We start from the raw sequence: 21,643 nt of genomic DNA on the forward strand, positions 1-21,643 counted from the left end.
CGCAGATGACAAGGGATTAATGCGGATTCACGCAGATGAAGAATTCCGATGCTAACAAATTTGATATTATCACCGAAAATTTAATTTTGGTGTACCATTTATTCCCTGGTGCATCAGTTTTGAGATTGTGAGTTTGTAGCAAAAATGTCTTCACGGGGTGAGGCACTATTTATCAATCTGTACCTCACTCAGTCCATAATGGCTATATTACTGAGATTTATCAGGATTTCTGTCACCGCAGAACTGTCCAAAGGTTTAGAAAACCAATATCCCTGAGCTAATTCGCAGTCGAGTTCTCGAAGCTGTGATAACTGTTCGGCTGTCTCTACACCTTCGGCGATCGCATTCAATCCCAAATTGTGAGCCAAAGTTACGATCGCCCGCACAATCTGCAAAGGCTGACCCCCGTCGTCACCGTTTTCGACAGCCCCCAAGCGGCTCACAAAAGATCGATCGATCTTCAGTGTATCCAGCGGAAAACGGTGCAAGTAACTCAAAGACGAATAGCCAGTACCGAAATCGTCGATCGACAATCGAATATTTCTACCTTTTAATTGGGCTAGCACAATATTGGCTTTCTTGACATTTTCCACGATCGCGCTTTCAGTAATCTCCAATTTTAAACAGCTCGAATCGCAGCCTGTTTCTGCTAAAATTTCATCGATTTCATCGATTAAATTCGGCATACCTAACTGTTTAGGAGAGAGATTGACGCTCATTGTTAATTGCGAAGGATCAATAATGGGTAATTTAAAATTCGGAATTGGTACCTGGGAAGTTGTACTGAACGTAGCCGAAGTATTGGTAATTGGGAATTGGGAATGGGTAATAGATGAGTGGAAATCAGTAATCGGGAATTCGTAACTGGGAATTGGTAATTTTTTACCGATTCTTTCTTCCCTGTGACCAATATTGGGGCTAGGCTCAGTAAAAGTTCCGTGTTCCTCATTCCCTGTATCTGTTACATCAGTTAAATTCCCTCCATTGCCCGTTGCCCTCTTCTCTGTTGTTACCCTGAGCGAAGTCGAAGCGCCTTCTTCCTTCTTGTTACGCTGAGCGACTCGCCCTGAGTGCAGCCGAAGGGAGTCGAAGGGCCTTGTTCCGACTTCCATGGGACTTCTTCCCTGTTGCTCGGTTAACATTTCTTGCCAAATCCGCAATTGCTGACAAGCTTCCCGCAACACCCAGGCTCCCAGAGGCACGATCAAACCTGTTTCTTCAGCTACAGGGATAAAAGTAGACGGCGGAACTAGACCCCGAACAGGGTGGTGCCAGCGCACCAAGGCCTCAAAACCTTCGAGCGCACCGCTGGCGATCGAAACAATCGGTTGGTAGTGCACAATAAAGTGCGAACGTTGATCCTTGCTCTCTCCTAATTCCTCCTTGCCCAAAATAGCCAACCGCAGGTCAGTTTCTAACTGCAACAGCGACATAGTTTGGTCGTGCATCGCCAAATTAAACACTTCGTGGCGGGCCTTACCCAAAGCTTTAGCGCGGTACATAGCGATGTCAGCATCGCGTAGGAATTCTTCTGGATGAGTGTACGAATTTAATTCGCCACTGGCGGTGGCTTCGCCTCGACTGAAAACAATGCCAATGCTAGCAGTGGTAAATACTTCGTGTCCTTCGAGATGAAACGGCTTCGTCAGTTCTTTTTGTATCTTTTTAGCTGCGAGGGTGGCGTCACTGAGGCTCTGAATGTGGTCTAGCAGGATGGTGAATTCGTCTCCCCCCAGTCGGGCGACGGTATCAGAAACCCGGACGCAGGTTTGCAGTCGCTCCGCGAGGGCGATTAGCAGTTTGTCTCCTAAAACGTGTCCTAAAGAATCATTAACTACTTTGAAGCGGTCTAAATCTAGGAAAAGTAAACCAAATTTGTAATCGGGGGACTGATTGGATCGGCGGATGGCTTGTCCTAGCCTGTCGATAAACAAAACCCGGTTGGGCAAACCCGTCAGCGCATCGTGAAAAGCGCCGTGCAGCAGTTGCCGTTCTACTCGCTTGCGCTCGGTGACATCTCGGATAATAATCTGGCCAGCAGTCGAGCCTTGATAAATAGCGGGGATGCCGGCCATTTCAACGTCTATTATTTGTCCGTCGAGCCTCATCAGTTTTTGTTCGGCAAGGTCGATCGGCTGATTTTCTATCTCGACTAGCCGAATGCGCTCTGTGGCTATTTCCACATAGTTTGGATGGACGAAATGCAATATGGGAAAGCCGATTAGCGCATCGGGAGAGTTCGCACCGAGGAGTTTCGCGCCGGCAGCATTGATGTAGGCGATTTTCCCTTGACTGTGAACGGCGATCGCTTCGGGAGATAGTTCTACTAAACGGCGATAGCGTTCTTCACTTTCTTTGAGAGAGACTATTAACTCGCATCGCTCTTTTTCAGCTTGCTGGCGTTCGACTTCCATTTGGTGAACCGCCAGAATTTTGCCAATACTTTGAGCCATCAATTCTATAATTTCTATTTCCTCGTACTTGAACTTTCTTTTCTTTATTTCTGGCGAACTAAAACTCAACGTGCCGTAAGTTTTATTGTTAACAAATATCGGGGTCCCAATGTAAGATTCCGCCTTGCAGTTCTGATAAGCAGGATGTTCGCGCATCTCAATATCTGCTCCTATATGAGAATACGCAACTGTTTTGTTAAGTTTAATGACTGCCGCGCAGTAAGTATCGCTGAGGTTCAATTCTAAGCCTCGCACGAAGTATTCTAAATCGCTTTTCGCTGCTCTGACAATAAAAGTCTCGTTGTCAACTTCAGCCATGATGCCCATAGAAAGTCCAAACATCAAACAGCCTGCTGTTAGATAATCGTCAACCAGTTCTTCAAAGTTTTGATAATGATAAGTTGTAATCCGATGCAAGTGTTTGAGATTAGCGCTAAATGCTGCTAAAGCTTGAGAATTTAAAAATAATTCTTCTTCCGAGCGCTGGCGGTCGGTAATGTCTGTTTGTACTCCAATAAAGTGGGTTAAGTGTCGCCGCGAGTTGTAAACTGGAGCGATCGACAGTTCGTGCCAAAAAGGAGTGCCGTCTTTCCGAAAGTTGCGTAATATAACTTGAGATTCTCTGCCTTCTTCAATCGCAATTCGCAATTGTTTGGCAGCGGGGGTGTCAGTGTCTGTACCCTGCAAAAATCGGCAATTTTTCCCCATTAACTCGTCTCTGCGATAACCCGTAATCCGCTCAAAACTGGGATTGACATAAATAATCGGATTATCTGCAACGGTTGCGTCGGTGATTGCAATGCCGTTGCTGCAACTTTCGATCGCCCGTTCCATCATTTGTAAGCGCTCTTGCGATATAATGCGCTCGATCGCCGCAGCTAACACGTTGGCGATCGCTTCTACAAAATAAACGTCATCTTGACTGAAAACCCGCCCTTGGCTGGTATGAACCCCCAAAATGCCCCAGGCCGGCGAGGATGAACTGTTGGCTGGTTCTGCTTGTCCCCAGTTCCTCCCCAGTCCCCGATTGCCGGGAATAATGACAGTGACGCCGCTGACTGCCCGATGGTTATGCAGTAGCGGCAACTCGCTAAAGCGCGTTTCCACCCGCAAATCTTCGACGATCGTCGGTTCGCCCACTAGCAATGTGTAACCTGCTTGCGATCGGGCAGAAGCGGCAACAGTAGCGCTGCCGACGAGGCCCGGCTGCCAGCCAACCCCCGCTCGCAGCAGAAAAGCATGACCAGAGGGCAACAGTTCTAATACCTGGCAATAATCAACGTCCAGGGTTTGAGCAATTAAAACCGCAGCTTTGTCCATCAGTGCGGACAAATCTGTTTCGGCCAGGGCCTGCTGCCCCAAGTAAGCGACGGCCGCTTGCTGGCGGGCCCGCGAGTGAATTGACGTGAGCAATTCCTGCTCCTTGGCGGCCACTCGCTTCCGATCAGTAATGTCGCTGAATACCGACAGAACAGCTTTCCCCGACACCAATGTCAGATACCGCATCGATACACTTGCCCAAAACAGCGTGCCGTCAGCTTTTTTAAGCCGGACTTCTGTCTCGCGGACGTGTCCGTTGCGGGCTAGCCGCAACAGCAATTCCTGGCGCTCTGCTGGTTTGTGGTAGAGTATTTCGGCTTTTTGGCGGTCGATCGACTTGAATCCTGTGAACCCGAAAGCCTGACGGCATAAATCATTGCTATAAAGAATTGTACCGTCCGCCAGACTGCTGACGATCAAGGGTATCGGCATCGAGTTAGCTATCGTCAGCAGTAATTCTTTGGTTCCTTGCAGCTCTTTGTACAAGTCTGGCTTGGAGGCCCAGCCGTGACAGTCTTCAGACTTTTCAGGGATAAAACTTTCCATTGTTTAATCGATCCATTAGCAGGACAACTTTTTTAAACTTGTGGTCAATCAATACTGCGGACGGTTTTTAATTAGCAATCGTAGAATAAAAGTTTCAAGGCGATTCGCCAATCGAGCTACCAACGGAAAATCAAGGGTTTCAAACTACGAACTAAAAACAGTCCAGATTATTGGTAAATGACGATTTCAGATGCAGAGGAGGATCTACAGTAGCCCACAACACATTAATCTTAACCAGAACTATGCAACTGAAGGCCCCTAAACTGCTCGGCTGAAGTTTGATACGCTGCTCTCCCGTTAAAGACCACATCTGTCTTTGGTATGAAAATCTACTGTTTTTAAAGTTGCGTTAAGTTTTGATGTATGGCGAGGTACTTTACCCAATGTGCAGCGGAAGCTCCTAATCTAAAAAGTAAAGTCACCTACAAACAACCACCGAATACTATCCGAGGAGAGAGGAGAAATGCTTGAATCTTACCGCCGTACCGCTGCCGAACGGGCCCATGAGGGAATTCCACCCCTGCCGCTAGACGCCCAGCAAACGTCGGAACTGTGTGAACTGCTGAAAAATCCGCCGGCTGGAGAAGAAGAGACCTTAATAGAATTATTGCGCGATCGCGTCCCGCCAGGAGTAGACAGCGCCGCCTACGTCAAAGCTGGTTTTTTAACTGGCATTGCTAAAGGCGAAATCCACAGCCCCTTAATTGCTCCCAAATGGGCAGTTTACCTGCTGGGGACAATGATGGGCGGTTACAACGTCCAATCTTTAATCGATTTGCTCAATCCTACTGCCGAAATCGCCATTCCCGCCACCGCCGCCCGGGCACTGAGCAAAACGTTGTTAGTATTCGACGCTTTCCACGACGTTATAGCTTTGTCTGATACCAATCCCTACGCCAAACAGGTAGTCGATTCTTGGGCGGATGCCGAGTGGTTTACAGGTCGTCCTGTCTTGCCAGAAGCGATTACCGTTACAGTCTTCAAAGTTCCTGGAGAAACCAATACTGACGACTTATCGCCTGCACCTCATGCTACCACGCGGCCGGACATTCCCCTACACGCTTTGGCGATGCTGGAAAGTAAGATGCCAGGAGCTTTGCAAACCATTGCAGACTTGAAGCAAAAAGGTCATCCCGTAGCCTATGTTGGTGATGTTGTCGGTACCGGTTCGTCACGAAAATCGGCGATTAATTCCGTGCTCTGGCACATTGGCAATGATATTCCGTTTGTGCCGAACAAGCGCAGTGGCGGTTATATTTTAGGAAGTGCGATCGCCCCGATTTTCTTCAATACCGCTGAAGATTCCGGCGCATTGCCGATCGAATGTGATGTCTCCAAAATGGAAACAGGAATGGTAATTACCATCCATCCCTACAAAGGCGAAATCACCAATGAAGCCGGAGAAATCATCTCCACCTTCACCCTCAAACCCGATACCATTCTAGACGAAGTTCGCGCCGGTGGCCGAATTCCGCTATTAATTGGACGCACTTTAACCGACAAAACTCGCGCAGCTTTAGGATTAGAACCCAGCACTATTTTTACCCGTCCCACAATCCCAGTAGATACGGGAAAAGGCTTCACTTTAGCACAGAAAATGGTAGGCAAAGCTTGCGGTTTGTCAGGCGTTCGTCCCGGTACATCTTGCGAACCAGTAATGACAACAGTCGGCTCGCAAGATACCACCGGGCCAATGACTCGGGACGAATTGAAAGAACTTGCTTGTTTGGGATTTAGCGCCGATTTGGTAATTCAAAGTTTCTGCCACACCGCCGCTTATCCGAAGCCAGTGGATGTCAAAACTCACCATGAATTACCCGATTTCATGTCACAGCGGGGCGGCATAGCTTTGCGGCCGGGAGACGGCATTATTCACTCCTGGCTGAATCGAATGTTATTGCCGGATACAGTGGGAACTGGCGGAGATTCTCACACTCGTTTTCCTTTGGGAATTTCCTTTCCTGCTGGTTCGGGACTGGTGGCATTTGCTGCTGCCTTGGGCGTCATGCCTTTGGATATGCCGGAATCGGTATTAGTGCGGTTTAAAGGTGAATTGCGGCCGGGAGTAACGCTCAGGGATGTTGTGAATGCAATTCCCTATGTAGCAATTCAAAAAGGTTTGCTAACCGTCGCGAAACAGAATAAAAAGAACGTCTTTTCTGGGCGGATTATGGAGATTGAAGGTTTGCCCGATTTGAAGGTCGAGCAGGCTTTTGAATTGACCGATGCGTCGGCAGAGCGTTCTTGCGCTGGATGCACGATTAAATTGAGCGTAGAGACTGTTTCCGAGTACATTCGCTCCAATGTCGCGCTGCTCAAAAACATGGTGGCGCGGGGCTATCAAGATGCGCGGACGATGATGCGCCGGGTGGCTAAAATGGAGGAATGGCTGGCAAATCCGGTGCTGATGGAGGCGGATGCTGATGCGGAATACGTTGAAATCATCGAAATAGATTTAAACGACATTACAGAACCCATTGTGGCTGCTCCCAATGACCCGGATAATGTTAAGTTGTTGAGTGAGGTTGCGGGCGATCGGGTTGACGAAGTATTTGTCGGTTCCTGCATGACAAATATCGGTCACTACCGCGCCACAGCGAAGGTGTTGGAAGGTGCCGGGGAAGTGAAAACTCGCCTGTGGATTTGTCCCCCAACTCGCATGGACGAACAACAACTCAAAGAAGAAGGTTATTACAGCATTTTTGGAGCCGCTGGAGCGCGTACAGAAATGCCCGGTTGCAGTCTTTGTATGGGCAATCAAGCGCGGGTTAAAGATGCGACAACGGTGTTTTCCACTTCTACTCGCAACTTTAACAACCGCATGGGCAAAGATGCACAAGTTTATCTCGGTTCGGCGGAATTGGCTGCGGTTTGTTCGCTGTTAGGTCGCATTCCTACAGTCCAAGAATACAATGACATTGTGTCGAAGAGAATCGATCCTTTTGCTGGGGATTTGTATCGGTATTTGAATTTCGATCAAATTGCAGGTTTTGAGGATGAAGGCAGAGTGATTGCTTTGGAAGATATGCCTCGAATTGAGGATATTTTGGGAATTCCAGATGGTGTGTTGAGCAAGTAAAAAGTGCGGCGGGCTATGGCCCGCCCTTTGTTTATAATAGGAGTAGGGGTTCACGCCTGCATCTCTAATTCACGTCCAGGATATTGATCGACCCGCCCCCCTCCCTTTTTCGTAAATCAATTGAACTTCATATAAATCTGAGAAAGGAGAAAAGTGATTATGCCTGACCAAGCTTTAATCAGGGAAAGCCAAGCGACAGCAACTTCAGCGCCAGAAACTCGCATAGGCGAAGAAATTGTAGATTTTTTGCGGGAGATTCAGCAAACTCCGAGAGAATATTGGCCAAACTTACTTCAGATGATTCGGCTATTTCGCGAAACAGTAGAAATGAAGCCAGGAACCCCGGATACTTCGATAAAAGCTACAGACGAAATTAAGACCATCGATTCCCTACAGCAGCACGAAGCTCTCAGCAAATTGCTACAGTCTTGGGTTGACGATGGAGATGAACAGGAGCAAACAGAAACCGCTGAAGTTCTCCGCAAGGCACTAGAAGAAAATTCCGTGCATATATAAGATCATTCCATGAGCCGAATAGTGTTCTTAGATTCTGGGCGGTTAGGAATTGTTACCAATCCCAAAGCCACATCTCCTTTATATCAAGAGGGTAAACTTTGGCTGCAATCTTTGCCACTGAAAGGTTACATTGTAATACTCCCTGAAATTGCTGACTATGAGGTGAGGCGCGAATTAATTCGTGCAGGTAAGGCGGCCGGCATTAGACGACTTGATGAACTTAAATCGCAACTTCCCTACCGTCATTTGACTACAGAGGTAATGCTTTTAGCAGCTCAGTTGTGGGCTGATTCGAGAAGGAGAGGAAGACCAACAGCCGAACCTAATGCACTTGACGGGGATGTGATTTTGGCGGCGCAAGCAATATTGGAGGCAAGTGAAGGCGATGAGGTGGTAATTGCTACAACAAATGTGGGGCATTTGTCGCAATTTGTTGATGCTCGCCAGTGGCGACTAATTGAGTAATGTTTAAATCGATCGCACTTACCCTATCCCTGTTATACTTTGAACTACAGCTATTTTTGCAAACACCGTTGGCGAGATAAACAGGATGGTGGAAACAGTGGACACAATCGAAAAAATTGACGATCGCACACAAACCCGCTATTGGGGTCAAGTTACAGTCATAGACGCGGGCGATCGTTATAAGATCAATCGCATTGAAGTCAAGCCGGGGCATCACATCAGCACCCAAATGCACTATCACCGCAGCGAGCACTGGGTTGTTGTCTCCGGTACCGCTAAAGTTATCTGCGACGACAAAGAGACGATTCTCATGCAGAAACAGTCAACCTACGTTCCCATGAATACTGCTCACCGCGTAGAAAATCCAGGCGTTATTCCTCTGGTGATGATTGAAATCCAAAATGGTGAATACCTCGGCGATGATGACATTATCCGCTTCGCCAAAGATGCTAACGAGGAAGATTGAGCCTAGATCGAAATATGAAGCAATCGCAGACGCCAGGGAAAAGCTTCGCACACCGAACAATGACCGGAAGCATCCAGGATACAAGCCCCCGAATTTATCCGTGGGGTCAATGCTTCAATTCTTTAATCTAAAATCTAAAATCGATTGACCTACGCAGCGACCTGGAACAAGATAAATCATACAATTAAAACTATAGGGGCAATTTCAGAATTGCCCCTACCTTATTATATTAAGTTTGTTAAGCACCAGCATTTGATATAGCAATTGGCGATCGTCCTACGGCAAAGAAGCGTTTTCTAAATCTACATTTGCCATATTGGCATTCTTTAAATTAGCACCTGTCAAGTCTGAACCGTTCAAATTTGCACCGTTCAAATTTGCATTGGTCAAATTTGCATCCCGCAAGTTGACTCCCTGTACGTCTATTCCCGACAAACTGCCACCTCTGAGGCTGATATTAGCTAAATTCGCTACAGACTGGCGAGCATTTCTCAGGTTTGCACCCGCCAAATTGGCGCTTTCTAAATTAGCGCCGATTAAATTAGCGCTGGTGAGGTTGGTATTTTTCAAACTTGCAATCACTAAACCCGCCAAACTCAGATTAGCGCGGCTCAGATCAGCACCCTCCAAATTAGCCCCGTGCATTTTAGCCCCAATTAAACTCGCACCTTGCAATTTAGCTTGTTTCAGATTTGCTTCATTCAGTTTGGCTTCGTCCAAATTTGCACCGTTCAAATTTGCACCTCTGAGATTCGCACCGCTCAAATCTGCCCCGCTCAGATTCATACCAGCAAGTTGTGCTCCTGTCAAGTCGCATTGGTTACATTTTTTAGTTTCTAATAATTGCTTGACGTGGGATACGTTTTCTGCCTTTACTCCCGAGGCTAAGCCCATCGCAATTACCAGCCCTGTTGTTGTTAAAATCCCAAGTTTCATATACCCACCCTCAGCAATATCTCTCTTTTAATAATATCCCACATTATTAAATAGGTTAGGGTGATCAGTCTCTTTGATAAACTGTGACAATCATCACCCTATTGTGTACAAAATATGCAATAATTATTGACGTTTCAACTCCCCTCTATTATTGTAACGAATTATTGCTTTTTCAGGAACCAAAAAGGAAAAGATTGCGTCGGTTCTAGACGGACGCCGGTGATGCTGTTCTGAGCAAAAGTATAGTCCTTATCCTGCCAAAGAGGGATGAAAGGTACATCTTTACCCAGTATGTCTTGAATTTCGGCAAATATGGCTTTGCGGGTTTCAGGGTTTGTTTCTTTGCGCTGCTTGTCGATCAGTTGATTTACCTGATCGCTATAATAAAACGAACCCTGACCTTGACTTTGACCCTTGGAGCAGCCCTCAGCCTCGGAACCTGTCGCACAATCTAAAAACGGGTGGATGTAATTGTCAGCGTCAAAAAAGTCGGCGGACCAATCCACTAAAACCGCAGGATAAATTCCCTTCTCGATGTTTTGAAACAAAGTCGGAGATTCCACGCTGTTAATTTCTACCTTCATTATCCCGTCCATTTTGAGTTTAGCTTGCGCCTCCATCATGCTCACCACTAAAGCTCGTTTTGTGGAAGATGAAGCATACCAAATTGGCAGAACGAAAGGATTTGTGGCAGAGTATCCCGCTTTCGTTAAAAGTTCCTTAGCCTTTGTCGTGTTGGCATCACCGTAGAGTTCTTTAAAAACCGGTTTTTGAACGTCGAAGTTTGTGGGAATCAGACTGTAAAGCGGTTGTGCTTGTCCCCGCAGTACGCGCTCGTTAATCACCGGGCGATCCATCACTGCTGCGATAGCCTGTCTGACTTCTAACTTGTCCAGCGGTTTAGACTTGGTATTCAGCGTTATGTAATTAACCGTACTGCTTTCCCCCGCGATTTCCTGCCATTTCCCTTTTTTTGCTCCCTCGTCCAAGCTTTGAACTTGGTCTGCATCCAGAGACAAATAAGCCACATCAACGGCACCAGTCTGAAAAGTATTGAACAAATTTGACGAACTAGAAAGCAGCAAAATGTCAATTCCTTGATTAACAGGCTTTTCCCCCCAATACTTTTCAAACACGTCAAACTTGAGAGAATCGCTGCCGTACTTCGCCAGCTTGTAACGTCCAGTTCCCACAAACGAATCGGGTTTAAATTTACCCTGTCCAATCTCGTATGCTTTCGGAGAAACTGCACACATACCGGAAAATGTCAACAGGGAAGGAAAAGCAGAAAAAGGCTTTTTGAGTTGAAAAGTTAATTCATATTCGCCCGTGGCTTTCACCGATTCTACTGCATCGCTCAACAACATAGCCGGACTGCCACCATTTTGGATAAACCGCTGCAAGGAAAATTCCATTGCTGCGGCGTTAAACGGTGTGTCATCGTGAAAAATAACGCCTTGACGCAAGGGGATTGTATATGTCAATCCGTCTTGGCTAACTTTTGGCATTGCTGTCGCTAAGTGGGGGATTAACTTTGTAGTTCCAGACTCGTAGGTGTAGAGAGTGTCGCCCAAATTTCGCAGCAATTGTCCTGATAATGTTTCGTAACCGTCCGCAGGGTCGATCGTCCGCAATTTCAAGGTTGTGCCAATAGTAATGCGGTTATTAGCATTTTCGCCGCTCGCATTCACCGATCGACGTGATCCCTGCCCGCAACTTGCCGTTAACAAGCAGCACAGAAAGAACAGAGCTATCGCTTTAATCACTGAAGGTTTTATATGTATTCTAGGCTGGTGCTTGTTAATTCCCATCGTCTTTTTTTGACACTCCAAATTATTGATTATATTATCAGGACTTACGCACTGTTAGACTAGAAACCGGATTTATTGATAGATTCTCCTGTAATACAAATATCGCTGCCTAACCAGAGCAACTTAAAAGCTTGGTGATGTCCGCTCGGTTTGAGATCCTTCGGGTCAATCTTTATAGATTGCGGGGTCATGAGCGTTCTTGCTAAGAAGTGCCGCGATCGTCTTAATTAATTGATCCGGTTCGATCGGCTTTGCCAGATGTCGGTGAAATCCAGCTTGCAAAGCCTGCTGTTGATTAAACTCGCCCGCATAGGCAGTCAGGGCGATCGCGGGAATCAGCCCACCCCGTTCTGGCGGCAGGACTCGCACTTGCCGCAACAGCATATAGCCATCCATCCCCGGCATTCCAATGTCGCTCAACAGGACATCGGGCTGGAAATTAGTCAACGCTGTGAGGACTTCTTGAGGGACAGCAAGAGTCAGTACCTCTGCACCTGCATCTTCTAGCAAAAAGGAAATCAACTCTCGCATATCCGGCTCATCATCTACAACCAGTATCCGCATCCCAGATAACGGTTCATCCGCAGTCGATCGTTCCGAAAGTCCTGCAAGAGACTTTTCTTGTCTTACCTTCCCTGATAGGGGGAGTCTTACAGTAAAGGTAGCTCCTAGCCCTTCACCCGGGCTATCTGCGGCAACGGTGCCGCCGTGGAGTTCCACTAGATGGCGCACGATCGCCAGCCCCAATCCCAAGCCCCCAAACTTGCGGGTTGTAGCGCCATCTTTTTGCCGGAAGTAGTCAAACACGTAGGGTAAAAACTCCGGTGCGATGCCTATCCCTGTATCCGCCACCTTAATTTGAGCGTGATTGCCAACACGAGTCAAATTCACCTCAACGCGCCCCCCGGCTGAAGTGAATTTGACCGCATTGGAAACAAGATTCCAGACTACTTGCTGCAAACGGCCCGAATCCCCCAAAATTTGTCCGATCTGAGGATCTAACACAGTCCGAATATCAATGGATTTGGCAACAGCAGCCAAATTGACAGTTTCGATCGCCGATTCCACGGTTAAAGCTAAATCGACTGGACGAATATTAAGACTGAGCTTGCCTTGGAGAATTTTCGAGACATCAAGCAAATCTTCAATCAATTCAGCTTGCAGCTTGGCGTTGCGTTCGATAGTCGCTAACGCCTGTGCAGTTTTTGCCGCATCTAGCTTGCCAGTTTGCAGCAGCTTTGACCAGCCCAGGATGGGATTGAGGGGCGATCGCAATTCATGGGATAGAACCGCTAAAAACTCATCCTTGATCCGATTTGCCTGTCTTAGCTGTTCCGCTTGCTGCTGGAGTGAATCGTTCAGGTTTGCCCGTTCCAAAGCGATCGCGATCTGGTCACAGGTCGATCCCAGCATATCGATTTCTGCAGGCGTAAAGTGTGTCCGAGTCCGACTGGCAAATGAGAGCGTTCCTAATAACTGCCCTTGAGCGATTAACGGTTGACCCACGTAAGCCGTCATGCCCAGTTCAGAGACGGCTTTAGCATTCGGATGAGTGGAGAGTTCGGCTTGATTCAAGACAAGTTGCTGCTGCGTTTGGGCGACCAGTCCACAGAGATATTCACCTAATTCGATCCAGGCGATCGCCTGCGCCCTTTCTTCAGAGATGCCATCATAGTTTCTCAAATGCAGCATCCGGCGGTTGTCTTTTTCTTCCACCATGAAATTGTAGTAAGAGTGCAGATCGAGTTGCACAGCAAGTTTGCGGAATAGCGTGTCCATCAAAGCCAGAGGCTTTTCTGTCTGCATCAGATCGCGGGTAGTTTCATACAGCAATTGCAGTCGCTCACTTGCTTGCCGTTGTGCGGTCTTGTCCTGCATGATTTTGACAAATCCCTGCGGAGAATCCGCTTCGTTAAGCAGGGGCATCATCAATCCACTCGCCCAAAAGCGATTCCCATCTTTGCGGACGTGCCAGCGTTCGTCTTCTGCCCGTCCTTGCAGTAGAGCCGTTTGCCTCTCGTACTCGGGTTGTCCTTGTTCGTTATCTTCGGGCGTGAAGATCATCCGACTGGGGCAACCAATAGCTTCTGTCTCGGTATAGCCCAACAGCCGTTGTGCCCCTGAGTTCCAACTGGCAATGATGCCGTTAAGGTCGATGGTGAAGATGGCATAATCTTTGGCGCTTTCAAAGATCAGACGGAGGCGGGATTCACTCTCGCGCAGGGCTTCCTCAGCTTGTTTGTGGTCTTCAATATCAACACAAGAGCCGATGTAGCCCAAGAACTCACCTTCCAATCCGTAGCGAGGAATAGCTTCATCCATAACCCAACGGTATATGCCATCACAGCGTTTCAAGCGATAGTCCATCTTGAACGGTTGACGGGCATCAAAGGCAGTCACATAGGTGTCTAAACAGCGCTCAAAGTCGTCGGGGTGGACTCCTTCTGCCCAACCATTGCCCCTTTCTTGCTCGATCGTCCGTCCGGTAAAGTTTAGCCACGGGAGGTTGAAGTAATAACAGAGTTTATCGGTGCCCGACATCCAAATCAGCACAGGGGCGGCATCTGCCATCAGCCGGAACCGTTCCTCACTCTCCCGTAGTGTGGCTTCGGCTTGTTTGCGATCGGTGATATCGTTGACCAGTGCTACAAACCCTTCAACTTTTCCCTGGCTATTGAAGCGGGGAACATAAGTCGCATTGACATAACGGGTGACACCATCTTTGTAGGGAATTTGGGTTTCAAAGGTCACTTCCTGTCCTGCCAAGACTTGCTCAACATAAGGACGAACCCCTTCATACCCAGTTTCACCTAAAACCTCTTGAAGGTGCTTGCCATAGATTTGCGCTGCCGGATGTCCAAACCATTCTTCATATGCTCGATTGTTGAAGCGGTAGTATTGGTCTGAGTCTACAAAGGTGATCAAGGCAGGCACGGCATTGGTAACTAAACGAAGTTCTGCTTCTCGTTGTTGCAATACCTCCTCGGCAAGTTTTCCATCGGTGACATTTCGGAAATAAATGGTAATCCCGTTCGCGGCAGGGTAGGTGCGAACGTCATACCACCGATCGTGGTCGGGATAAAACGCCGTGACTGATAAAGCCGCGCGCTCGTTGGCCACGCGCCGATAAACCCGCTCAAACTCGCTGCCCTTGAGTCCTGGAAATTCTTCCCACAAATTCTTCCGCATCAGATCGCCCGAAGTGCGGTCTAGCAGAATTTCCGCTGACCGATTCAGGTATGTGAAACGCCAATTCTCATCCAGGGAAAAGAATCCATCATCAATGCTTTCCAGAATGTTCCGACTCTGCTCTTCGCTTTGACGCAACGCTTCTTCGGCTTGTTTGCGATCGCTGATGTCGATTAATACGCCCCGCGTCGAAATTATCATGCCCTCAGCGTTGTAGGCGCAATCGCCCTTTGCCAAAATCCAACGAACGGTGCCATCTGCCCACAGCGTCCGATACTCTATTTCAGTATGCGGTTGATTCGCTTTTAACTCACTGAGGACGGTGTGAAGGAATGGGCGATCGTCGGGATGCACGGCTTCTAAAAACACCTGCATCGACATTGCTGTATTGACAGGTAAACCAAACATCGCTTTGGCTCTATCCGTAAAACTCAGCGTGTCTGTTTCTATATCCCAATACCACAAACCAAAATTGCCGCCTTCGCAAGCCAATCGAAGCTGTTCTTCGCTCTCGCGCAACGCCTGGAACGATCGATCGCGATCGAAGGCGATGCTGGCAACTTGGGTGCCGAACTCGGCGAGTTTATGTTCCCAATCCGTCGGCCTCCGCGCCTCGCTAAAGCAAAGCATCAGCGACCCCAGAGCTAGATGGTCGTGCCTGAACACGGGCTGAGAATGACAGGCTAGAATGCCATGAGCCACGCATAAATTTCGCCATGCTTGCGACCAGCGATCGTCGTTAGCAATGTCGGCGCAGGTCACGGGCTGGCCGCTATACACTGCTTCGCCACAGGTTCCAATGCACAAATCGTTAATCGGAGCATCTTGGAGTCCTTCACCAAAAGACGCTGGAAAGTCTGGAGTAATGGATCTGTTAAACGTCAGCCCCTGAGCATCTGCTAGCAGAAAGCCCGCGCGGGTACCCGGATTCAGCCTGGATACTGACTCACACACGGCTGCCAGACAGTCGTCTAGTGGCTGTCCGAATGCGATCGACTCCAGCAGTCGTTTCTGCTCGATTAGCAGGAGTTCGGCCTGTTTGCGATCGGTAATGTCAGCAAGCAAAACGGTAAGTCCACGGGGCGAAGGGTAAATTCGGTAGTCATACCAACCGTTCCAAGGTGAGTAGAGATAATCAAACTGGAGCGGCCTTTGTTCGTGCATTGCCCGATGAAACTGCACATAAGCATCGGTGTCAACGGCAGCGGGAAATAGCTCCCAAACGTTCTGACCCAGAAGCGCTGACCGGGACATTCCAACCATTTCACAGTAGCGATCGTTGGCATAGGTGTAGCGCCAATCGCGATCGACGATGTAAAACCCATCGTTGATGCTAGAAAGTACCGTTTCTAGCTGTTCTTTTGCCGCAGTCGCCGCAGTTTGTGCTATTTGGCCCTGAAGCTGGGCTTTTTGTTCTAGCGACCTTACCTCCTGTAAAGTTTGCAAGGCTGCTTTCGCATTTTTTAGAGCCTTGCGCCACGATAGATTGAGTGAAGCGCTCAATCCTACGACGATCGAAAATATACCCAGCCGAACAATTGTCTCTACATTAGCGATCTTTAAGGAATAGAACGGCTCAATAAAAAAATAGTTGATTGCCAGTGTGGATAAAATTGTTGCCAGAAACCCAGGCCCTAAACTGCCATACCAGGCACTCACCATCACCGCGATGAAAAACAGGGGCGTCGTGGTTGGGTAGAGCCACGGTAAAAGCGATCGGGTTAGCGCCAGTGCCAGAGCCACGGAGAGGGTCGCCACACCATAGGGAAGTAGTCGAATATTTCTGAAAATGCTGTTGATTCCCTCTACACTCACCCTTTGTACTCCTTATCCGAAAATATCTTGCTCGCAGCGCCTTACTGCATTCGCGAAGCGTTGCATCTGACGAATTACCTAACTCATCCAGCAATATCTCAATTTGCTTGAGTGGCAAGCGAGAAGTTGTAGCGTGTCCATTTTCGCAACGATTAAACGATTAATCGGGGTAAGGTCATCCCTAATTCATTCGCCAACTTTTTCTGAGACAGGTTCAGCGCTGGCCGCCGTTCTCGCACCAAATTACCGATCGCTGGTTTTTCCGCCCTAAGCCGTTCTATTTTGAGAACCCTCAGAAGTAACAAGTATAAAGCTATTTATATTTTACACCTTTTACAGATTTTAGGAGTCAGTCACCACTCTCAAGATATATTTTAGTTGTAGTGCCTTGAAAATATAAACGCTTCATTTTAAAACCCAGTGTCGTACCAGGGATAATTCGGCTTTTCTTGAAAGTCTCTGGGTTGTGCCTAAAAGCTCGATTGTTGATGATGTGGAGGATTTTAAACACGGGACAGGCCTCTGTTTTCTTCATCCCAGAAAGCTCTCCGGGCTTGGATTACTTTGTGACGTAAGCTGTTGTGCATTTAAATTTTGTGTTGAGGGCGGTCTTTCGTTCTCACCCCACAAGAGTGAAAGTTTATTTGACCATGCAATTTAAAGGCGCATTAGCTTAGCTTTTTGTGGAACAGGTAGTTGGGGCCTGTTAAGCAAGAATGGTGCAAAATGTCAGATGTAAGCGGATTTAAAATGAGTCATGAGTCATGAATCATCCCAACAACGGATACTGGTTTTCTGACCGAAGTCGTAAGCAGCTCAAAATTTTAGACTCTTGTTCAATATCCCCGATTCATCTGTGGAGTAAATCTAAAATCTAAAATCTAAAATCTAAAATCGACTAACTTGCTTTAAATTCCTTTAAGGAGCGATCGCCAATCCCGACAGCGTTTCAGGTAAATGCGAGCTACATGATCGCTGGGATTTGTTCGCAAACATTCTTCAAATAATTTTCCAGCTTCTCGGAAGTCCTTGCGATCGCACAGTAACATAGCTTCATTATATAGAGACAAATTTGCTAGCTTTGCCGACAAACTTTCCGGCGGGTCTGCATCAAATACCTCATAGACTACGACATATTGAGATTTTCCTTTTACCTGTACTTTATCCACAATCCTAATAGCATAATCTGTCGGATTTCGCAACCGTTCCAAAGTCTGCTGAGAAATTAACAAAGGTACGCCGTAATCTTTGGTCAATCCTTCAATGCGAGATGCTAAATTAACAGCATCGCTAATCACAGTGCTGTCCATTCGGCTTATACCCCCGACTGTCCCCAGCATCAAAGAACCCGAATTGATACCAATGCCAATTTGAATCGGGACGTAGCCGACGCCTTGACGGTATTCGTTATAATTCTTCAGGATATTTAGCATTGCAATACCCGCTTTCACTGCATCATCTGCAAAGTCACTAAACAAAGCCATAATTGCATCGCCGATGTATTTGTCAATAAACCCGTTATTGCTAGTAATTGCAGGCTCCATTCGTGAAAGGTAAGCATTGATAAATTTAAAATTTTCTTGGGGAGTCATAGTTTCTGAAAGCGTCGTGAAGTCGCGAATATCCGAAAATAGCACCGACATTTCCTGCTGCACTTGGTCGCCTAAATGGACATCTATAATACTTTCATATCCCAACAAATTTAGAAATTGGTGCGGCACAAATCTACCGTAGGCATCAGTTAAGTCTGATTCGGCATCCAGGGATTTTTCTAAATTTTGGTTGAGGTCAAATAGTTTCTTAATAAATAAATGGCGATCGGCTTCAGCTTCTTTGCGTTCCGTGACATCTTGAAAAACTGCGATCGCAAAAGCAATTTTGCCACCCTCGTCAAAAATTGGCGTTCCCCAAATCTCAAGGGGAACTTTCTTGTCGGGTTGATGAATTTCCAGATTTTCAGCCGTCGCGTTTTCGCCCCTCAAAGCTCGGACGATAGGCAAATTCTCGAAAGGGTAGATAGTGTCAGTTCCCGCAATATAAATTTGATAACTTTCTGACAAATCCTCAACTGCCTTTAAGGGCAAAACTCCTTGACCGAGTAACTGCTGTCCGGCGTGATTTACGTAGTAAGGTCTGCCTTTAGAATCCAGCACGAGCACGCCTATGGGAATTGCTTCTAGAAATTGAGCCAGCTTGATTTCACCTTCGCGCACGGCCTCGAATGCGCGAGAGCGTAACTCAGTTTCAACCGTATCGGAATGTTCAGCAGTAGTTTCCAGCAAGATTTCCAGATCCGCTTTTTCCTCCTTCAAGTCTTCCACTTGCTGGCGCAATCTTTCTATCTCTAAAAGTAGCTGTTCTCTAGATGGTTGTTCTTCCAGCATAACTCTAGAATTTGCGCCTCGACTAACAAAAAATTGCTCAACAGCTCGCACCCTAAAAGTAATAGTCTATCTATAGAAATTCCAACTGCAAACCCGGCATCAGGCGCTGGAAATTCCTCAAAGATTTGCCGTGCCAACCTATGCTTTGAGAGCCTTGTACCGCCATTTGCACCCGGGCTGTTTTGCGGATCTCGATAATAAACTTCGATAGCATATTGATGCCTGAACTGTTCAAAAATTCTAACTGCTGCAAATTGAGGGTAATTTTCGTCGGTTCCAAGTCGCCAACCTTCGTCAGGAACTGCGCTATCGGCGCGTACTCCGCAGGCCCGCTCAGCCTTAGAGATCCAATAAAACTCACGGTTGCCGTTGCTGGATCGTAACAGATCCGGTAATCTTCTGTATTAATTTCCATAGCCACAAAAAAAAAGTCCCTTAGATATTATCTAGCGCCAGCGTTGCTTATACTGTTAATTGCACCATAGTTGTCACCGCAATTACTTCCGGGTCTTTGTGTACGGTCTGGAATTTCCAGCCAAGTTTGACGCTATAATCTGTGAGCATGGTCAACAAACCCAATCCAGAATTGGTACAGCTTTCGTCAGCAGCATTTTTTTCCAACCGCTGAATGTAAAGTTCGCTGGGATCGGAGGTCAGCAACTGGTGAATGTAAGCCTGAAACTTGTCCACAGATTGGGGAGAGATGCTATTAGCAACTGAGAAAATCATTCCGTCGCTCTCTAATTGCAGTTTAATATCGATCGGGTACTCCGAGGTTTGATCATTAAACTTCATGGCATTTTCCAATAACTCGTTGGCAATGTAGCTAACAGCGCTTTTTATTTCAGCTTGTCTTTCAATTGTCGAGGGCTCATCTTGGTTGCCCGGAAAAAAAGTCGTCAGGTAGTCAGCCAGAAAATCCGCCGATAAACCGTTGTTCCGCCACCGCTGCTTGAGAGGAACCGAACTGGGAGAAAATCCAATTATTAAGTATTCTTGGCTAGCGGGCTGCTCGATGAAATCGCCGAAAATTTGACTCATATCGATGTGAGAGCTAAAGTTTGAGATGATGGGGATCACTGAATATATTTTAAACTTTAGAAGGGAGATGCAAAGAGTTATTTTTGTTTGAGTCCTAGCAAGGTGATGTCATCAAAAACTTTTTGTTCGCCGATGTGCGATCGCACGTCCTTAATTACAGCCTGCCTGATTTCGCCAGCCGAACGCTGCCAATTAATCTCTATTACCTCAATTAACTTATCTAAACCATAAAGCAGTTTATCCATATTTTTAGCTTCCGTAATCCCGTCAGTGTACAGCACTACCACATCTCCTGAATGCAAATGCACAATTTTTTCAGCAACAAATTCAGCAATATCTGCATCCAGCCCGATCGGGAAACCCAAATCCATCGTATCAAACCGCTCGACAGAACCGTTACACCGCACGACAATCATTTCTTCGTGCTGGCCGCTCAACTTCAGCATTCCTTGCTGATAGTCTAGCAAAGCAAGGCTGGCGTTTTTATCGGATTTCATCCGCTGCACGTTATCATAAATTACACTGTTAATAGCAGTTAAAAATCTCACCGGATCGGCTTCGTTGTAGGCGAGCAAAGTTCGCACAGCCGTTTGAACCATAATCATTAAAACGCCGCTCTCCAATCCGTGTCCCGTCACATCGCCAATGCCAATTTTCACTCTACCTTTGTGCTGCAGTACGTCGTAATAGTCGCGGCCTACTTTCTCAGCAGCTTCCATAAATCCCGCAATACCTAAGCCGATAACTTCCTTGAGCTCTCGGTCTTGCGGCAGCAGCATCTGCTGAATCTTGCGAGTAACGTCTAGTTCTGCGCTCATTCGTATATTTTCAGCTTTTAGGCGATTGTTGAGAACAGTAATTTTTTGATTTGCACCAACTAAGGCATCGGCAATTTGGTTAAACGCCCCCACAACTTGCCCGAGTTCATCTCTGTTATCCAAAATAATTTTGTGGTCAAGATTGCCGCTTGCCATCTTTTTTACAGCTTCGTCAAGGACAAATACAGTTTGCATAACGCTTATGTAAAAACTTACAAATAAATAACTAGGGCTAAGGTTATTGACATCACAATAGAAATTATGCGTTTCTTGGCAACAAAACTATCAATGCGTTTTTGCAGAAGAAAGTCTAATTAATTGAGAGATCCATCCCACAGTTAAAAACTCGAATTCAGCACTCGATCGCTCCCATCAAGATAGGCCTAATATTCTACTAAAGCCGTGGGATTAATCAGTTTATATAGTTGCTCAGTTAGGTGTTCTACTACCGAGTTAAAGTTGGTCAAATTCTCACTTAATTTCGGGTTCAGATTCCCGTGATACTTATTGCTAATTCCTACCTCCATGTTTATAGCTAAATCCTGATTAAGTTCTCTCAATTTGCCTGCCAAAGTAATCAGTTTCGCTCTTTCTTGAGGTGTGGCATCGGAACGCAAGCTGTTTATTTGAGAAATAAACCTAATCTCTGACAGAATTTTTGAGATTTCTGGAATCTTCAGCAAAGTAGCATCCATCAAATAATAAGTATCTAGATCGGGGTCTCAAATTAGATTAGACCTCTTGCGAAAGTCTCAGGCGATGGCTAATTTGTCTTCAAAGAAAGTTCATAATTATAAATACCAG

13 protein-coding genes are annotated in these 21,643 nt (G+C 46.8%); 4 read left to right on the forward strand and 9 right to left on the reverse strand.

Annotation, left to right across the window (positions count from 1 at the left end):
- Positions 1-188: 188 nt before the first annotated feature.
- Positions 189-4,319, reverse strand: coding sequence for an EAL domain-containing protein (locus tag QUA77_RS09710; RefSeq protein WP_333449992.1), 4,131 nt, complete (start codon positions 4,317-4,319; stop codon positions 189-191).
- A 463-nt stretch (positions 4,320-4,782) separates the two neighbouring features.
- Between QUA77_RS09710 and acnB the strand changes: the two genes are divergently transcribed.
- From acnB to QUA77_RS09730, 4 genes are all read left to right on the forward strand, one after another.
- Complete coding sequence (acnB, locus tag QUA77_RS09715; protein ID WP_333449993.1) at positions 4,783-7,398, forward strand: bifunctional aconitate hydratase 2/2-methylisocitrate dehydratase; 2,616 nt, start codon at positions 4,783-4,785, stop codon at positions 7,396-7,398.
- 159 nt (positions 7,399-7,557) lie between these two features.
- Positions 7,558-7,914 (forward strand): hypothetical protein, encoded by a 357-nt coding sequence (locus QUA77_RS09720; RefSeq protein WP_333449994.1) that lies wholly within the window; start codon positions 7,558-7,560, stop codon positions 7,912-7,914.
- A gap of 9 nt (positions 7,915-7,923) precedes the next feature.
- On the forward strand, positions 7,924-8,379 hold the full coding sequence (locus QUA77_RS09725; protein ID WP_333037698.1) for a nucleic acid-binding protein: 456 nt from the start codon (positions 7,924-7,926) through the stop codon (positions 8,377-8,379).
- An 85-nt stretch (positions 8,380-8,464) separates the two neighbouring features.
- Entirely contained in the window at positions 8,465-8,845 is a 381-nt protein-coding gene (locus QUA77_RS09730) for a cupin domain-containing protein (RefSeq protein ID WP_445242214.1), read from the forward strand.
- A gap of 276 nt (positions 8,846-9,121) precedes the next feature.
- On the opposite strand, the gene QUA77_RS09735 is transcribed toward QUA77_RS09730, so the two are convergent.
- From QUA77_RS09735 to QUA77_RS09770, 8 genes are all read right to left on the reverse strand, one after another.
- Positions 9,122-9,781: a pentapeptide repeat-containing protein gene (locus QUA77_RS09735; RefSeq protein ID WP_333037700.1), complete on the reverse strand. Its 660-nt coding sequence runs from the start codon at positions 9,779-9,781 to the stop codon at positions 9,122-9,124.
- Positions 9,782-9,942: 161 nt separating this feature from the next.
- Positions 9,943-11,592, reverse strand: coding sequence for an ABC transporter substrate-binding protein (locus QUA77_RS09740; protein WP_333449995.1), 1,650 nt, complete (start codon positions 11,590-11,592; stop codon positions 9,943-9,945).
- A gap of 165 nt (positions 11,593-11,757) precedes the next feature.
- Entirely contained in the window at positions 11,758-16,596 is a 4,839-nt protein-coding gene (locus tag QUA77_RS09745) for a PAS domain S-box protein (RefSeq protein WP_333449996.1), read from the reverse strand.
- Between the two features lie 908 nt (positions 16,597-17,504).
- Positions 17,505-18,980, reverse strand: coding sequence for an adenylate/guanylate cyclase domain-containing protein (locus QUA77_RS09750; protein ID WP_333449997.1), 1,476 nt, complete (start codon positions 18,978-18,980; stop codon positions 17,505-17,507).
- 70 nt (positions 18,981-19,050) lie between these two features.
- Positions 19,051-19,395, reverse strand: a complete 345-nt coding sequence (locus QUA77_RS09755; protein WP_333037814.1) for a slr1659 superfamily regulator — start codon at positions 19,393-19,395, stop codon at positions 19,051-19,053.
- Positions 19,396-19,442: 47 nt separating this feature from the next.
- Complete coding sequence (locus QUA77_RS09760) at positions 19,443-20,021, reverse strand: DUF6272 family protein (protein ID WP_333037707.1); 579 nt, start codon at positions 20,019-20,021, stop codon at positions 19,443-19,445.
- A gap of 77 nt (positions 20,022-20,098) precedes the next feature.
- Positions 20,099-21,034, reverse strand: a complete 936-nt coding sequence (locus QUA77_RS09765) for a PP2C family protein-serine/threonine phosphatase (protein ID WP_333449998.1) — start codon at positions 21,032-21,034, stop codon at positions 20,099-20,101.
- Between the two features lie 188 nt (positions 21,035-21,222).
- Entirely contained in the window at positions 21,223-21,534 is a 312-nt protein-coding gene (locus QUA77_RS09770; RefSeq protein WP_333449999.1) for a hypothetical protein, read from the reverse strand.
- Between the last annotated feature and the right edge of the window lie 109 nt (positions 21,535-21,643).

Origin of the sequence: Microcoleus sp. K5-D4 (genome assembly GCF_036704575.1) — a bacterium.
Lineage (GTDB): Bacteria > Cyanobacteriota > Cyanobacteriia > Cyanobacteriales > Microcoleaceae > Microcoleus.

Coding starts and splice junctions, on each gene's coding strand:
- QUA77_RS09765 (WP_333449998.1), bottom strand. CDS start 21,034: ATGCAAACTGTATTTGTCCTTGACGAAGCTGTAAAAAAGATGGCAAGC.
- QUA77_RS09750 (WP_333449997.1), bottom strand. CDS start 18,980: ATGCTGGAAGAACAACCATCTAGAGAACAGCTACTTTTAGAGATAGAA.
- QUA77_RS09710 (WP_333449992.1), bottom strand. CDS start 4,319: ATGGAAAGTTTTATCCCTGAAAAGTCTGAAGACTGTCACGGCTGGGCC.
- QUA77_RS09770 (WP_333449999.1), bottom strand. CDS start 21,534: ATGGATGCTACTTTGCTGAAGATTCCAGAAATCTCAAAAATTCTGTCA.
- QUA77_RS09755 (WP_333037814.1), bottom strand. CDS start 19,395: ATGGAAATTAATACAGAAGATTACCGGATCTGTTACGATCCAGCAACG.
- QUA77_RS09725 (WP_333037698.1), top strand. CDS start 7,924: ATGAGCCGAATAGTGTTCTTAGATTCTGGGCGGTTAGGAATTGTTACC.
- QUA77_RS09740 (WP_333449995.1), bottom strand. CDS start 11,592: ATGGGAATTAACAAGCACCAGCCTAGAATACATATAAAACCTTCAGTG.
- QUA77_RS09730 (WP_445242214.1), top strand. CDS start 8,465: ATGGTGGAAACAGTGGACACAATCGAAAAAATTGACGATCGCACACAA.
- QUA77_RS09760 (WP_333037707.1), bottom strand. CDS start 20,021: ATGAGTCAAATTTTCGGCGATTTCATCGAGCAGCCCGCTAGCCAAGAA.
- QUA77_RS09720 (WP_333449994.1), top strand. CDS start 7,558: ATGCCTGACCAAGCTTTAATCAGGGAAAGCCAAGCGACAGCAACTTCA.
- acnB (WP_333449993.1), top strand. CDS start 4,783: ATGCTTGAATCTTACCGCCGTACCGCTGCCGAACGGGCCCATGAGGGA.
- QUA77_RS09735 (WP_333037700.1), bottom strand. CDS start 9,781: ATGAAACTTGGGATTTTAACAACAACAGGGCTGGTAATTGCGATGGGC.